The sequence below is a fragment of the Yoonia sp. genome (genome assembly GCF_017854565.1).
Classification (GTDB): Bacteria; Pseudomonadota; Alphaproteobacteria; order Rhodobacterales; family Rhodobacteraceae; genus Yoonia.
The window spans coordinates 15,655-30,783 of the sequence record NZ_JAFMHJ010000013.1 but is presented as its reverse complement, the minus strand read 5'-3'; the positions used below and the strand labels follow the sequence as shown (position 1 = coordinate 30,783).

Annotated in this window: 14 protein-coding genes; 9 read left to right on the top strand and 5 right to left on the bottom strand. The window is 58.6% G+C overall.

Annotation, left to right across the window (positions count from 1 at the left end; genetic code table 11):
- The first annotated feature begins 23 nt into the window (after positions 1-23).
- Entirely contained in the window at positions 24-1,673 is a 1,650-nt protein-coding gene (recN, locus tag QZ196_RS07535) for a DNA repair protein RecN (protein WP_296425197.1), read from the top strand.
- Positions 1,674-2,567: 894 nt separating this feature from the next.
- Entirely contained in the window at positions 2,568-4,256 is a 1,689-nt protein-coding gene (locus QZ196_RS07530) for a chloride channel protein (protein WP_296425196.1), read from the top strand.
- 37 nt (positions 4,257-4,293) lie between these two features.
- Here the strand turns inward: QZ196_RS07530 and QZ196_RS07525 are convergent, their stop codons facing one another.
- From QZ196_RS07525 to cobT, 3 genes are all read right to left on the bottom strand, one after another.
- Positions 4,294-4,635, bottom strand: coding sequence for a DUF427 domain-containing protein (locus QZ196_RS07525; protein WP_296425195.1), 342 nt, complete (start codon positions 4,633-4,635; stop codon positions 4,294-4,296).
- Positions 4,636-4,715: 80 nt separating this feature from the next.
- On the bottom strand, positions 4,716-6,500 hold the full coding sequence (locus tag QZ196_RS07520) for an aminopeptidase P family protein (RefSeq protein ID WP_296425194.1): 1,785 nt from the start codon (positions 6,498-6,500) through the stop codon (positions 4,716-4,718).
- Positions 6,501-6,575: 75 nt separating this feature from the next.
- On the bottom strand, positions 6,576-8,453 hold the full coding sequence (gene cobT / locus QZ196_RS07515; protein WP_296425193.1) for a cobaltochelatase subunit CobT: 1,878 nt from the start codon (positions 8,451-8,453) through the stop codon (positions 6,576-6,578).
- A gap of 150 nt (positions 8,454-8,603) precedes the next feature.
- Here cobT and QZ196_RS07510 point away from each other — a divergent pair, with 150 nt between their 5' ends.
- Positions 8,604-9,188 carry an NAD(P)H-dependent oxidoreductase gene (locus QZ196_RS07510; protein WP_296425192.1) on the top strand — a complete coding sequence of 195 codons (585 nt, stop codon included), beginning with the start codon at positions 8,604-8,606 and terminating at the stop codon, positions 9,186-9,188.
- A 98-nt stretch (positions 9,189-9,286) separates the two neighbouring features.
- On the opposite strand, the gene QZ196_RS07505 is transcribed toward QZ196_RS07510, so the two are convergent.
- Positions 9,287-9,673, bottom strand: coding sequence for a hypothetical protein (locus QZ196_RS07505; RefSeq protein WP_296425191.1), 387 nt, complete (start codon positions 9,671-9,673; stop codon positions 9,287-9,289).
- Positions 9,674-9,781: 108 nt separating this feature from the next.
- A complete protein-coding gene (gene cobS / locus QZ196_RS07500; RefSeq protein WP_296425190.1) occupies positions 9,782-10,768 on the bottom strand; it encodes a cobaltochelatase subunit CobS in 987 nt (328 codons plus the stop codon).
- 152 nt (positions 10,769-10,920) lie between these two features.
- On the opposite strand from cobS, the gene QZ196_RS07495 reads away from it, so the two are divergent.
- From QZ196_RS07495 to QZ196_RS07470, 6 genes are all read left to right on the top strand, one after another.
- Positions 10,921-11,466 carry a sigma-70 family RNA polymerase sigma factor gene (locus tag QZ196_RS07495; RefSeq protein WP_296425189.1) on the top strand — a complete coding sequence of 182 codons (546 nt, stop codon included), beginning with the start codon at positions 10,921-10,923 and terminating at the stop codon, positions 11,464-11,466.
- A complete protein-coding gene (locus QZ196_RS07490) occupies positions 11,463-12,167 on the top strand; it encodes an anti-sigma factor (protein ID WP_296425188.1) in 705 nt (234 codons plus the stop codon). The genes QZ196_RS07495 and QZ196_RS07490 overlap by 4 nt, the downstream gene beginning before the upstream one ends.
- 97 nt (positions 12,168-12,264) lie before the next feature.
- On the top strand, positions 12,265-12,831 hold the full coding sequence (locus QZ196_RS07485; protein WP_296425187.1) for a fasciclin domain-containing protein: 567 nt from the start codon (positions 12,265-12,267) through the stop codon (positions 12,829-12,831).
- A 129-nt stretch (positions 12,832-12,960) separates the two neighbouring features.
- The gene (gene msrB, locus QZ196_RS07480; RefSeq protein ID WP_296425186.1) at positions 12,961-13,419 is read left to right on the top strand and encodes a peptide-methionine (R)-S-oxide reductase MsrB; all 459 of its coding nucleotides are present in this window, start codon (positions 12,961-12,963) and stop codon (positions 13,417-13,419) included.
- Between the two features lie 404 nt (positions 13,420-13,823).
- The gene (locus QZ196_RS07475) at positions 13,824-14,318 is read left to right on the top strand and encodes a hypothetical protein (protein ID WP_296425185.1); all 495 of its coding nucleotides are present in this window, start codon (positions 13,824-13,826) and stop codon (positions 14,316-14,318) included.
- A gap of 216 nt (positions 14,319-14,534) precedes the next feature.
- Positions 14,535-15,086: a hypothetical protein gene (locus QZ196_RS07470; protein ID WP_296425184.1), complete on the top strand. Its 552-nt coding sequence runs from the start codon at positions 14,535-14,537 to the stop codon at positions 15,084-15,086.
- Positions 15,087-15,129: the final 43 nt, after the last annotated feature.

Below are 15,129 nucleotides of genomic sequence, written 5' to 3'. Positions count from 1 at the left end.
ATACCCGCCCAACGGGCTGTCACATGCTACGCGGCTTAGATATCAGGGACATGCTGATTATTGACCGGCTGGAACTGGCGTTCCAACCGGGTCTGAACGTGTTGACCGGGGAAACCGGTGCCGGAAAATCCATTTTGCTGGATTCGTTGGGGTTCGTGCTGGGCTGGCGCGGACGGGCGGAACTGGTCCGCCAAGGTGCGGATCAGGGCGAAGTAACCGCTTGGTTTGATCTGGAAGCCGGGCATCCGGCCCATGCCGTCTTGGAAGAGGCCGGGATCACCATCGAGGATGAGCTGATTTTGCGCCGGGTGAACAGCCGCGACGGGCGCAAGACGGCATGGATCAATGACCGTCGTGTCAGCGGTGAAGTGCTGCGCGCCTTATCCGAGACGCTGGTCGAATTGCATGGGCAGCATGATGACCGTGGCCTTTTGAACCCGCGCGGACATCGGCAAATGCTGGATACCTATGCCGACGTTGACGCCACGCCTGCCAAAGTGCGCGATGCTTGGCGGACGCTTGGTCAGACCCGCAAGGCGCTCCTAGCGGCTGAGGCGCGTGTTGATGCAGCCAAGGCTGAAGAAGATTACCTGCGGCATGCGGTCGCCGAACTGGATGCGCTGGGCCCCGAAATCGGGGAAGAGGCGACGTTGGATACACAGCGGCGCCTGATGCAGGCAGCCGAAAAAATCCGCACCGATATTGGCCGGGCTGGTGACGCGCTGGGGCTGAACGGGGCGGAGGGGTTGATCAACGACGCATCACGCTGGCTGCAAGGGGTGGCAGATCGCGCCGAAGGACAGCTGGACGCGCCGCTGGAAGCGATTGAACGTGTTTTGGTCGCGCTTGACGATGCGCAGCAGGGCGTTCTCAGTTGCCTTGATGCGCTGTCGTTCAACCCAGCCGAGCTTGAGGATGTTGAAGAGCGGTTGTTTGCCATTCGCGGTCTGGCCCGCAAGCACGGGGTTCTGGCGGATGACCTTCGCGGCTTTGCGGATGATTTGCGCGCGCGGCTGGCGATGCTGGATGGCAGCGCGGGCGACCTCAAGGCACTTAACGGCAATGTGCAGACGGCGCAGGCGATCTATGATGCCGCGGCTGATCGGCTAACACGGGAACGGCACACGGCGGCGTTGCGGTTAGACAAAGCCATGGCCGCCGAGCTTGCCCCTCTTAAGATGGAGCGTGCGGTTTTTGCGACCACGATCACCCTGACCGACGCTGGTCCGGAAGGCCGCGATGCCGTGGCTTTCACAGTCGCTACAAACCCCGGTGCGCCCGCCGGACCGCTGAACAAAATCGCATCAGGTGGCGAATTGAGCCGTTTTTTATTGGCGCTCAAGGTTTGCCTGACACAGGCAAGCGATGGCCTAACCATGATTTTCGACGAAATTGATCGTGGGGTCGGTGGGGCAACGGCAGCCGCTGTCGGGCGCCGGTTGGCTGATTTGGCGCAGGGCGGGCAGGTTCTTGTCGTGACCCATTCGCCGCAAGTCGCCGCGCTTGGTGGGCATCACTGGCGCGTGGAAAAGCAGCAAAACAAAGATGCGACCACATCGACAGTGGTGGCGCTTGATGCGGCGGCGCGGATTGATGAAATTGCGCGCATGTTGTCGGGTGACCTTGTAACCGATGCCGCACGCGCAGCGGCAAAGGCGCTCATCAACCCATAAAAATAAATTGGAGGCGACGCTCGCATTGCCAGCAAAAGCTGCCATCCGCATGCATCGCCTCCAGGACTTTACGGGTTACCCAACCCACTCGTAACGCTGTACGCTTCGGCCACTCACCTCCGTCACGCACATCTTTCAATGTGTATTTGAAAGGACCCGCAAACGTGTCCTTCCGAAAACATAAGCCGATTTCCGCTGTTATATGGAAGTCGACCCGTTCACTCGTTAACGACACAAGGTCAAACCGACCTCATGTATGTGAAGTAGCAGAGGTGGATAATGCAGATCAACCTGTCCCAAAGTATGTCACTATTGCTGACATAACGTCCCTGAGTTGCGCATTTTTGTCGCAATCGACGTTTTATCGCCATCTGACGGGCGGCTTTGTGAGCGTGAAAATGCCAAATAATGGGACGATTTTATCAAATTAACCACCATTCCTCACTTATAAGCGGGCTGTGGCGACATTTCGGTGGCCACTTCGCGATGCAGATGCGCAGGGTAATTGAACTCGCTTTTTAATTGCATTGCGGATGCCGCATGTGGGTTGAATGTCGGCAATATTTGATCCGTAAAACGCGCGCGCTCGCGGTTTCGTGATCGGCAACAAGCAGCCGATGGATACTTTTGGAATTGGGTGTTTCTCAAATCTGAACAAAGGCGGTGAAACCCGATGAGTGTTGGCAAGATGCGGCTTGGTCATTCTGAATTGACGGATCATCGGACATAGTTTTGTGCAATCGTACAATATCCTGATTTGAAGGCTTGGACCGCACCAGTCGATCTCCTAGAACAGGGCATGCGCGGTTTGATCTGTCCGGGCGCGGTGCGGTTCCGTTGGCCCATCAGATATAAATCACGTGAAACCAGACGCCACAGATGGGTCCGCGCGCGATGAGCAAGCCACTGAAGTCATTTATCGCGCAGGGCTTTGCGGACTTCGGCTTGGCGTGTGGTGCCGCCGTACATGTGATGAAAACGCGTGGGCCGAGCCAGGTGCAGTTCTGGTTCATTGCTCTGGTGATTGGGATTGCGGCGGGGACAGCCGCGCTATTGTTTCGTCTGGGTATTGAGGCTGTGCAATCCACACTTTACGGCACGGACGATCCCGCAAATCTGGCCAGCTTTGCCGCCGGACTTGCCTGGTATCAGATTTTGCTGATCCCGATTTGCGGCGGACTTGCCGTGGGGGTGCTTCTGGACCGCCTGACAGATGACGGGCGCGTGCGGTCCGTGGCCGACGTCATCGAAGGTGCTGCCCTCAACGAGGGTCGGGTCGAGATGCGGCGTGGTTTGGCCTCGGCGGTGGCGTCCTTGATCACGCTTTCAACCGGTGGGTCCAGCGGCCGCGAGGGTCCCGTGGTGCATCTTGCCGCAGTTATATCCACCGGGATTTGCCGTCTGATAAAGGCGAACGGGATCACAGGGCGCGATTTGTTGGGATGCGCGGTGGCGGCTGCGGTTTCAGCCAGCTTCAACGCGCCAATTGCCGGTGCGCTTTTCGCGCTCGAGGTCGTGCTGCGGCATTTTGCGATGCACGCCTTTGCGCCGATCGTGATTGCGTCGGTCGCAGGTACTGTGATCAATCGCCTCGCGTTCGGGGATGTGACAGAGTTTGTCTTGCCGGGGCTAAACGCCATCGCCTTCTATGTGGAACTGCCCGCGTTTTTGTTGCTTGGCTTGGTATGCGGTCTTGTTGCCGTGCTTTTGATGAAGGCCGTTTTCTGGGCAGACAATGTGGCGAGCTATCTGCAAGATGCTACCGGCTTGCCCCGGTTCCTGCGGCCTGCGGTTGCGGGCGGGCTGTTGGGGCTGCTCGCCATTTGGTGGCCCCACATCATCGGCGTTGGCTACGAGACGACATCGGCCGCCCTGACGGGCGAGCTGTTGTTTCACGAGGCGATTGTCTTTGTCATTCTCAAGGTGATCGCGGTTGCCATTACCATGGGCGGACGGATGGGCGGCGGTGTGTTTTCTCCGTCGCTGATGGTCGGTGCGCTGACAGGGCTGGTGTTCGGGCTGATCGCGACATCAATTTTTCCGAATGTATCCGGCGAGGGGACGCTTTATGCGCTTGCCGGCATGGGGGCGGTGGCGGCGGCTGTGCTTGGCGCGCCAATCTCAACCACATTGATTGTTTTCGAACTAACGGGTGACTGGCAGACGGGTCTGGCCGTGATGGTGTCGGTATCATTGTCGACGGCGTTGTCATCGCGTTTGGTGGATAGGTCGTTTTTCCTGACCCAGCTTGAGCGGCGCAATGTGCATCTGGCGGCTGGGCCGCAGGCATATCTGCTGGCGACGTTCAAAGTGGCCAACGTGATGCGCGCGACTGGCACGCTGCGCGCAGCACCCGAAGCGGCCTGTTGGGATTTGGTCCGCGAGGGGGTCTATATTGATGGCAACGCAACGCTTGAACAGGCGATGCCGATCTTCGAACAATCAGGACAAGCGTTTATTCCCGTGGTCACGTTGGGTGGCGAAGATACGCCGCCCGAACTTTGGGGTGCGTTGTTTCAGGTGGACGCATTGCAGGCAATGAACCGCGCACTCGCCGCCACCGCAGCCGAGGAACATTCCTGACTGCTGCAATACCTTTGCCGAAAATAGAGCGTCTGGCCTAAACCTGTTCGACAGCCACTTTGGAACTGTAGAAAGCAAGATATCCCTTGATGTCGGCAACACCGTCTTTGGGATCCTCATAGGACCAAACAGCATCTTTGATTTCGCCGCTCTTGGCAATGATGGAGTAATAGCTGGCCGTACCCTTGAACGGGCACGTTGATGTTGTCTCCGAAGCCTCAAGAAACGCCATGGCAATATCGCTTCGCGGTAAGTAGATCACGGGTGGGTAGTCGCCCTCAGTCAGCTCAAGCGCCTGCGTGCTTTCCCCCAATACAGCGCCGCCCGCACGTACAACCCAAGTTCCGGTGACGGGGCGAATTTTGATATGGTCTGGCATGACGTAAGTCCTTTTCGTGCAAAAGCGTCGATGTCTTTGTGATCACCGCAAGATGTTATCCGGTAGATGACGCTTTGAGATCAAAGCGGGGCGCAGGCCTGCGTCAGCCAAGCGTTGGTCGCGTCATCCAATAGCGGTCCAAGAAGTGACAGTGTATCGGCATGATAGTGATCAATCCAGTCCCGTTCTGCCCCTGTCAGCAACGCAGTGTCGATCAATCGCCGATCAAGCGGCACATGGGTGAGCGTTTCAAAACACAGCATCTCGCGTGCATCGGCACCGGGAATGGCCGGTGCCGCTGTCACAACGATCAGGTTCTCGATCCGGATGCCAAAAGCCCCCTCCCGGTAATATCCAGGCTCGTTCGACAGAATCATACCGGCCTCCAGCGGCACGTCTGATCGCCGCGAAATCCCCTGCGGTCCCTCATGCACGCTCAGATAACTGCCAACACCGTGCCCGGTGCCATGATCATAATCCATCCCCGCCAGCCACAGTGGCGCGCGCGCCAAGGCATCCAGATGTTGCCCGCCGACCCCTTTGGGAAAACGGATACGACTGATCGCAATCATCCCCTGCAATACCCGCGTATAGCAGCAACGGTGTTCCTCAGTCGGTGTTCCGACGATGATTGTGCGGGTGATATCGGTGGTACCGTCATCATATTGCCCGCCACTGTCAACCAAAAGCAATTCGTCCGATTGGACCGCACGGTTCGTGGTCTCGTTCACCCGGTAGTGTACAATGGCGCCGTGCGGGCCTGCGCCGCTGATCGTCTCAAAACTGATGTCGCGCAGGACATTGGTCGCAATCCTGAACCCTTCCAGTGCTTTCACGACGTCAATCTCGGTCAAACAGCCTTTTGGGGCTTGCGCGTCCAACCATGCCAGAAACCGAACCATCGCCGTCCCGTCACGTACATGTGCGGCCTTGGCACCCGCAATTTCGACCGGGTTCTTGCGGGCCTTGGGCATGATGCAGGGATCACGGCCCTCGATAATATCCATATGCCTGTCGCGCATGGCTGCGGCAACAATATCAGGACAGGATTTCGGATCAATGCGGACCGGCCCCTCCAGTTGGGTCAGCGCCGCCAGAAAGTCCGCGACATCATGCAGGGCCACATCCGGTCCCAGATGGGCACCAATGGCATTTGCTTTGCCGGGCCTGGCAAACAGATCAACCCGGCCCGTGTCATGCAAGATGGCAAAGGCCTGTGGCACGGGATTACGCTCGATATCGGTGCCGCGGATATTCAAAAGCCAGGCGATGCTGTCCGGCAGGGTGATGACTGCGGCCTTGTGCTCCATATCCGCTGCCAGCCGGGCGCGTTTGGCAGCATGGCTTTCGCCGGCATATTCCAGCGGATGCGCAGTGAAAGGGGCATCCGGCGCGCTCGGTTGAGCCTCCCAGATCATATCAACCAGATTGTCGCCCGGCAGCAGGCTGATGGTGGTCAGATTTTTGCGCAGTCCCGATATTTCATCCACCGTATGCAGCCAGGGATCATAGGCCAGCGTACCGCCATGGGGCATCTGCTCTTTCAGCCATTGGGCCAGTTGGACTTCGGGCCAGTGAACCACAGTGTAAACGTCGGCGATCTCAGATCGGACCTGCACGCGGTAACGACCATCGACAAACACCCCCGCCGCATGCTGCAAAACCACGCAAAACCCTGCAGAGCCGGAAAAACCGGTCAGCCATTCCAGCCGGGCGTCACGGGCCGCGACATATTCACCCTGATGCGCATCACTGCGCGGAACAAGAAATGCATCGACGCCACGCTTGGCCATCAAAAGCCTGAGGGCGGCCAGCCGGGGTGGCCCCTGCATTGCAGAGGATTGTGCTTCAAACGTCTGAAACATATGCGATAGGTTCCTTTTCTTATGTCCGAAAAATACTCCCGCCGGAGGCCACGATTTTTCTGGAAAAATCGTCCCCTATCTGACCTTTCGCATCCCCAGAACACGGGCGCGCTTGCGCGGGTCGGTATCAAACAGGCTTGCCAATTGCTCGGTCATTGCCCCCGCCAACTGCTCGACGTCGGTAATGGTCACTGCCCGCTCGTAATAGCGGGTCACGTCATGGCCGATCCCGATCGCCACCAGCTCGACTGCTTTGCGTTTTTCGACCATGGCAATCACATCGCGCAAGTGCTTTTCCAGATAATTGGCAGGATTGACCGACAAGGTTGAATCGTCCACAGGGGCGCCGTCGGAAATCACCATCAGCACCCTGCGTTGCTCTGGCCGGTTGACCATCCGGCGATATGCCCATTCAAGCGCCTCACCGTCGATGTTTTCTTTCAGCAGGCCCTCTTTCATCATCAAGCCCAGATTGGGTCGCGCACGGCGCCAGGGCGCATCGGCAGATTTATAGATGATATGACGTAGATCATTCAGGCGTCCGGGCGTCGCGGGGCGGCCCTCGCCCAGCCATTTTTCGCGCGACTGCCCGCCTTTCCAGGCCTTCGTGGTAAAGCCCAAAATCTCGACCTTCACATCGCAACGCTCCAGCGTCCGCGCCATCACATCGGCACAGATTGCAGCGATCGAAATCGGGCGCCCGCGCATGGAGCCAGAGTTGTCCAGCAGCAACGTCACGATCGTATCGCGAAATTCGGTGTCCTTTTCGACCTTGAACGACAGCGGTGTTGTGGGGCTGGCCACCACACGGGCCAGACGTCCCGCATCCAGGATACCTTCCTCGCGGTCAAACTCCCACGATCGGTTCTGTTGCGCCTGCAACCTGCGCTGCAGTTTGTTTGCCAGTCGGCTCACCGCACCTTTGAGCGGCTCGAGCTGTTGGTCGAGATAAGCGCGCAAACGCTCCAGTTCGACCGGTTCGGCCAGATCTTCGGCCCGGATTTCTTCATCAAATTCGGTGGTGTAGACTTTATAATCGGGGTCCGCGTCCGATACCGGCTGCGGGGCTGGCGGCTCTGGCGGTGCCTCGCCTTCGGGCATTTCGGTCTCTTCGCCCATTTCGGCGTCGGCTTGGTCGTCCATGCTGACCTGCGCCCCAGACGCGTCTTGCTGGTCCTCTTGGGACTGCTCGGGGGATGCTTCGGCATCTTCACCTTCGCTGTCATCGTCACCGCTGCTATCAGGTTCCTGATCATCCTCGCTGCCGTCTTCGGCTTCGTCGTCCTGGTCGTCGTCAAGGTTGTCGGGATCATCGCCCAACTGGTCACCGTAGCCCAGATCGCTGATCAGCTGGCGGGCGAACTTGGCAAAATCCTTTTGATCGGACAGCGTATCTGCAAGGTTTTCGAGCGTGCCACCGCATTGTTCTTCGATGAAACCGCGCCACAACTCCATGACGTTGTCAGCGCCCTTGGGCAGGTCACGTCCGGTGGCGAGGTGGCGGATTAGATAGCCCGCAGCGACAGAGAGCGGCGCGTCGGCGGCTTGGGTGATCTGATCATAGCCTTTGCGCTGCGCCTCTGATGCGATCTTGGCGTCGATATTGCCCGCAGTGCCGGGCATGTATTGCGCGCCCACGGCCTCTATTCGGGCGGTTTCCATCGCATCGTAAAGGTCGCGTGCCATCTGACCCTGGGGCATGTAGCGGGCAGCGACTTTGGGGTCGTGGAATTTGTGTCGCAGCGCAAAGGCATCGGCGGTGCCGCGTGCCAGCAACACCTCTTCGCGTGTCATCCGGCGGCTGACCTGCGGCAGGCGGATTGTATCGGCTGTTTGCCCGGCGGGATCGACGGAAAAGGTCACGGCCAGTTCCGGATCGTTCGCCATGACCTTGGTGGCCTCGGCGAGTGCCTTTTTGAATAGGTCGGCGGGGTTGTCGCTTGGTTTGCTCATGTAATTCATAAAGCACCGGATCGGTGCCGGGGCAAGAGGGGGCGCGTTTCTTCTTTCCTGCACAGGGGCTGCGCTTTGGTGTGGATTGTGCCGCAGCGGACGATCCGCGAAATAGAACGCAGAGATGTCACCGTTTTTATGGAGCCAACAATGACAAATAAACCAAAAATTGCCCTGATCATCGGATCGACCCGTGCAACCCGTTTTGCCGATAAACCTGCGGCGTGGATGCTCAAACAGGCACAAGCCCGTGACGACATGGATGTCGAACTGGTTGATCTGCGCGACTTTGATCTGCCGCTGTTTGACGAAGCGGCCAGCAATGCATGGGTGCCCTCCAGCGACGAACGCGCGGTGAAATGGCAAGAAAAAATTGCGGAGTTCGACGGCTATATCTTTGTTGTCGCTGAATATAATCGGTCGATCACGGGGGCGCTGAAAAACGCGCTGGATCAGGCCTATACCGAATGGAACCGCAAGCCGATGGCGGCGATTGCCTATGGGTCGGTCGGCGGCACCCGGGCGTTGGAGCACCTGCGCAACATCGCGGTCGAGTTGCAGATGGTCCCGACCCGCAGCGCGGTTCATATCGGCGGCAGTGACTTTTTCGCGGTACACCCGCTGGGTGCCAATGCCGAAATCGAGACGATCGAAGAACATCTGGCAGCGTCAGCGACCAGTACGTTTGACGATCTTGTGTGGTGGGCCAATGCCACGAAAGCGGCCCGCAGTTAACCAGTGACGATGTGGGGCGGGGATACCCCAGCCCCACATTTTTTCGTATAAATATCGCGTACATAACCCGTACATACCGCGCATGTACGCCGGGGCGGTTAACCCAGCAGCAGGGACGCGCACGCGCGGGTCATCCGCGCCGACGTCCGGCGCGCCCAATCGGCATCTGCGGGATCATCATTAAACGTCGCCCGGCGAAGCAGCGCCGATTGCGCTGCCTTGGCGGCGATGCGCCAATGCAGCACGGCGCGGGTTTGGTCCGGGGGCACGATGGCCGCGATCAGATCAAGCACTGCGGCGCGCTGCGCCTTGGTGTGATCAGAGGCGGGGCCGTCAAACATCCATTGATATTCCATCACCGCAGACAGGCGCCCGGCGCAGGTGGCGAAGGTGCGCAGTTGGTCGTCAGCGCGCAGCGATTGTGCCTGCGCGCATGGACTGGCGAGGGTCAGGCAAAATGTCGCAAGCAAGAGGCGTGTTTTCATACAGCACATATTTACAGCATGAGGGTAAATATATTGCCGGACAATAAGGCGTTTTGGAAAGTGTCTGTTTCGGGGTGGCGGGGAAGGCGGGGTAAACCCCGCCCTACATTAGCCCAAGCTGAGGCTTGCCGCACTTTCGGGGAGTTCTTCGTCAAAGCAGCGCTGGTAGAATTCGGCGACTGTCTGGCGCTCCAGTTCGTCGCATTTGTTCAGGAACGACAGGCGGAAGGCATAGCCCACATCCTGAAAGATGCGCGCGTTTTCGGCCCATGCGATAACGGTGCGGGGTGACATCACGGTCGACAGGTCACCGTTCATGAAGGCGGTGCGCGTCAGGTCGGCCACGGTGACCATCTGGCTGATGATCTTGCGGCCCTTGTCGGTATTGTAGGTCGGCGCCTTGGACAGCACGATGGCCGATTCGGCGTCGTGGGACAGGTAATTCAGCGTGGCGACGAGCGACCAGCGGTCCATCTGGGCCTGATTGATCTGCTGGGTGCCGTGGTAGAGGCCGGTGGTGTCGCCCAGACCGACCGTGTTGGCGGTGGCGAACAGGCGGAAGTAGGGATTGGGCGTGATGATTTCGTTTTGATCCATCAGGGTCAGCTTGCCGTCTGCCTCGAGGACGCGCTGAATGACGAACATCACGTCGGCGCGGCCTGCATCATATTCATCGAACACGATCGCCACGGGATTGCGCAGCGCCCATGGCAGGATGCCTTCGTGGAATTCGGTCACCTGCACGCCGTCGCGCAGTTTGATCGCGTCTTTGCCGATCAGGTCGATCCGGGAGATATGGCTGTCAAGGTTCACCCGCACGCAGGGCCAGTTCAGCCGCGCCGCGACCTGTTCGATATGCGTCGATTTGCCCGTGCCGTGGTAACCTTGGATCATGACGCGGCGGTTGTAGCCAAAGCCCGCAAGGATCGCCAATGTCGTGTCGGGATCGAATTTATAGGTGGGGTCGATCTCCGGGACCCGCTCGGATCGTTCGGCAAAGCCCTTGATCTTCATATTGCTGTCGATGCCGAACACCTCGCGTACGGAGATATCCTCGGTGGGTTTTGCCTGCATATCAATCGCGCCGTCGGCCATATCGGTTGCCTTTTATCAATGTCACATCGGTGTGCCTTTGGAAATGCAGCATAACGTGCAGCACTGCAAGGGGAAGGCATGCAATCGGTTTTGTGCGGCGGGGGTTTGCGCGTGCTTGTCTTTCGGCGCTGATCTGTCAAACCTGTGGCACCATGACAGAACTGAATGACATCGAAGATTATATTGCCCGCATGGCACTTGGTGACAGAGATGCCTTTGCCGCGCTTTATCGTGCGACGTCGGCGAAACTTTTTGGTGTATGCCTGCGTGTCTTAGGGGAACAGGCAGAGGCCGAGGACGCCCTGCAAGAGGTTTTCGTGAAGATATGGCATAATGCCAGCCGCTATCAGGTGAATGGGCTGAGCCCGATGACCTGGTTGATTACCATAGCGCGGAATCTGTCGATTGACCGGTTACGTGCCCGCCGCAAGGCCGGGGGCGGCTCGATGGATGAAGCCGAGGCGTTGGCCGATACACGGCCCGGGCCAGAGGCATTGACGCTGGCGGCGTCGGACCGGGGCCAGATTGTGGCCTGTATGAATGAACTGTCGCCCGATCGGGCAGATGCGGTGCGCCGCGCCTATCTGGAGGGCGAAACCTATCAAGAGTTGGCCGATCGCTATGACCAACCGCTGAATACGATCCGCACATGGCTGCGCCGCAGTCTGATGAAATTGAAAGAGTGTTTGTCACGATGACCGATGATGTCAACAAAAGCGCAGGAGACGACAGCGCAGGGATGGAGCAGGCTGCGGAATACGCGCTTGGCTTGCTGACCCCTGACGCCGCCAGCGCATTTGAGGCGCAGATGGTCACGGATCCGGCGGCCCGCGAGGCTTATGCGTTCTGGGCGACCACGTTGGCATCATTGACGGATGATATTGCCCCCGTGGCGCCGCCCAAGGGGGTCGAGGACCGCATCAACGCCGCCTTGTTCGGGGCGCAGCGCAAGCCGCGGACCATTCTGGAGCGGTTGGGATCGCGGCCTTTGGCCTTTGCGATGACGATCATGGCGCTGACGGTCTTGTGGGTGACGCTGCAACCGGATGTGGCGCCGACGGTGGTGCCGGATTACCGGGCTGAAATTGCCGCTGAAGATAACAGTCTGATTGTTCTGGCCAGTTTCGATGTCGAGACCCGGCAGCTGTTGATCAGCCGGACCGAAGGCGGGGCCCGTCCGGGGCGCACGTTGCAGCTGTGGCTGATTGCGGGCGACGCGGCACCTGTGTCGTTGGGCGTGTTGCCGGACCAGACCAATGTGACGCTTGCGGTGGGTGATGCGCTGGTCATGGCGATGGCCGAGGGTGTCTTGGCGATCAGTGATGAGCCGCTGGGTGGCTCGCCTACCGGGTTGCCGACGGGTGATGTGTTGGCCGTTGGGTCGGTCACGCGTCTGTGATCGAAAATATGACTTTTCGCTGAAACTGTTTGTATCGGACTGCCGTGCCTTGGGCATCGGTCGGGCAAAACGCCCCACCATGAACCGGAGATACAACATGACACATAAACTTATTCTGGCGGCCACAACTGCAATCGCAATGGCTTCGACAGCTTTTGCCGCAGGTCACATGACCAACCCGACGGTCGGTGGCGCCGAGATGCTGGCGAGCATGAACATTGTTGAAAACGCATCCAACAGCCCAATCCATACGACATTGGTCGCCGCCGTGGTCGCGGCTGGCCTGGCCGACACATTGGCCGGCGATGGCCCGTTCACAGTGTTTGCGCCAACCGATGACGCATTTGCCAAACTGCCCGCAGGGTCGGTCGAGAAACTGTTGCTGCCAGAAAACAAGGACCGTCTGGTGCAGGTGCTGACCTGCCACGTGGTGGGGACAAATGCGCTGTCCCAAGCCATTCAGGGGATGATCGCGGATGATAACGGCAAGCATCCGGTGCCAACGCTGGGTGGCTGCACATTGCAGGCGACGTATGACAACGGCGTGATCATGCTGGAAGACGAGCAGGGGCAGGTTGCCACGGTGACAGTCGCCGACGTGATGCAGTCCAACGGCGTGATCCACGTGATCGACACGGTCATGCTGCCCGCAACCAAGTCCTAGGTTTCATGTGGGTGGGTGGCGACCGTTTGTTTCCCAGTTTGCGTGCGCCTGCACCCGCTCGCATGGACGTGCATCGCCTGTCACAGGGCGATGCACTATACTTTTCAGCAATAACGAAAGGACATCATTATGAACCGTCGGAATTTTATGGTGATCGCCCTGACAGGCGTTGCGATGTCCGGGATCGCGCAGGCGGCCGAGACATTCGAAGTGACCCGGACCGAGGCAGAGTGGCGCGCCATGCTGACCGATCTGCAATATCAGGTCATGCGGGAAGAAGCGACCGAGCGGTCGGGGTCTTCGCCGCTTGATCGGAACTATGCCGAGGGGACGTATCATTGCCGGGGCTGTGACCTGCCGCTTTATGGGTCCGCGGCGAAATATGACAGCGGCACGGGCTGGCCGAGCTTTTTCGAAAGCCTGCCGGGGGCTGTCGCAACGAAGGCTGATCGCAGGCTGTTTTCGGTACGGACCGAGGTGCATTGCCGCCGCTGTGGCAGCCATCTGGGCCACATCTTTGATGACGGGCCCGCGCCGACGGGTAAGCGGCATTGTCTGAACGGTGCCAGCCTTGTGTTTCGGGCCTAGAGATTCGGGGATTATGCAACAATTGGACATATGGCGCGGCGACACGCCATATTTTCCACGCGATGTGGAAACGATTAACGCAATATGAACGAACTGTTAACACTTCCTGTCGCGCCTGCACGCCGCAGCGCAGCGTACGTGTCTCGGCTCATTTATAAAATATCAATTAAAATCAGTATATTATGAGTCTTGTGGCGAATTTTAGCCGTTTCGCCTTGCGATATTTTGCCGAATATGGCATTAAAGAGGCGTTCATAAGGCGTTGATATGTGCCATTTTGCACATAATGAGAACAGTCGATATGAAATTACGTGATTGTGCTATTTTATAGTTTGGGAGTAAGCGCAATGTTCGCGCAGTTTATGGCAACTATTCATTTGACACGCGGTGAACGTGGCCTTGCAATGGCATATGCGTTCGTCGTGGCGATGTCTGCCGGGATCACAATCCTGGTCATGTCGGGCCTTGATGGCGCCAATGCAATCCCGCCGGAGCCAACGCTTTATGATAATTGGGCCGTGATTGCCGGGGGCGTCAGCGCAGGGATCGCACTGTATCTCGCGCGCAGCTGGATGGGGCAGCAGGGCGTGATCGGCGTGCTGCGGGCACTGGTCGGAACGGCGATCATCACCGTTGCCGCAGCCATGATCGCAGGCACATTGATTTCACCATTGCAGGGGACCATTTTTGCGCCGTTTCTACTGGCGGTCACATTCGCGGCAAAGCCATGGTTGGCTGTCGCCTGGGTCGCTGTCACGATGTGCGCGCATTTCCTGCTGGTGATGCGGACGAATGAGCGGTCATGGGGCGCGGGCCGCGGCGGGGCGCAACGTGCGGTGTCCCAGTTGAGCAGCTTGTCGCAGGCGAACCTGTATCGCAATACGCCCAACCATCGCTGAAGACACAGATGCCGCAAGGGTTTGATCGGGGTCCAAATTTTGGGCCCCTTTCGCATTTTCAAGCAATATCAGCGCGATAAACGTTTATTTTGCGCAAATTGACTGCGTAATACCGATGCCGGTTGCGTGCGATACGTAGGGAACTAAGTGGTCGCCCTGACAGCATTTGCACCCACCATCTGCCAATATGATCGTGCAAGAGATGGGGGCGTTAAAATGAATCATGTATTGTCGGTGATCCGCCACGGGACATTGACGCGCGGCGAACGCGCGCTCGTGATGGCCTATGCGATGGTGATCGCGATGTCGGCCGGAATTACCATCCTTGTGATGTCGGCATTGGAGGGTGAAAATGCGATCCCGCCAGAGCCAACCTTTTACGACAATTGGGCCATTATCGCGGGGGGCTGTGCGGCTGGTCTGGCTTTTTTTCTGGCGCGAAGCTGGATGGGCCGGGCGGGTGTGGCCGGTGTTGTGCGGGCAGCCTTCGGGGCGGTGATCATTGCGTTTGCGGCTGCGGTGATCGCGGGCACGCTGATCGCGCCATTCATGGGCACCATCTTTGGGCCATTTTTGCTGGCGGCGGCGTTTCTGGCCAAGCCGTGGCTGGCCGTGGCCTGGGTGGCCGTGGCGATGGCGGGGCATTTTTTGTTGGTCGTCTGGTCGGGTGAGAAGACAAGCGGCAACAGCCGGATGGATCAAAGTGCGGTGTCGCAACTGAGCCGGTTGTCCCAGATGAACCTGTATCGCAATACCCACGGACGCTAGGCCCGCGCCGGCGTTTCGAAATGTGAAAGCCACGCTGTATTTT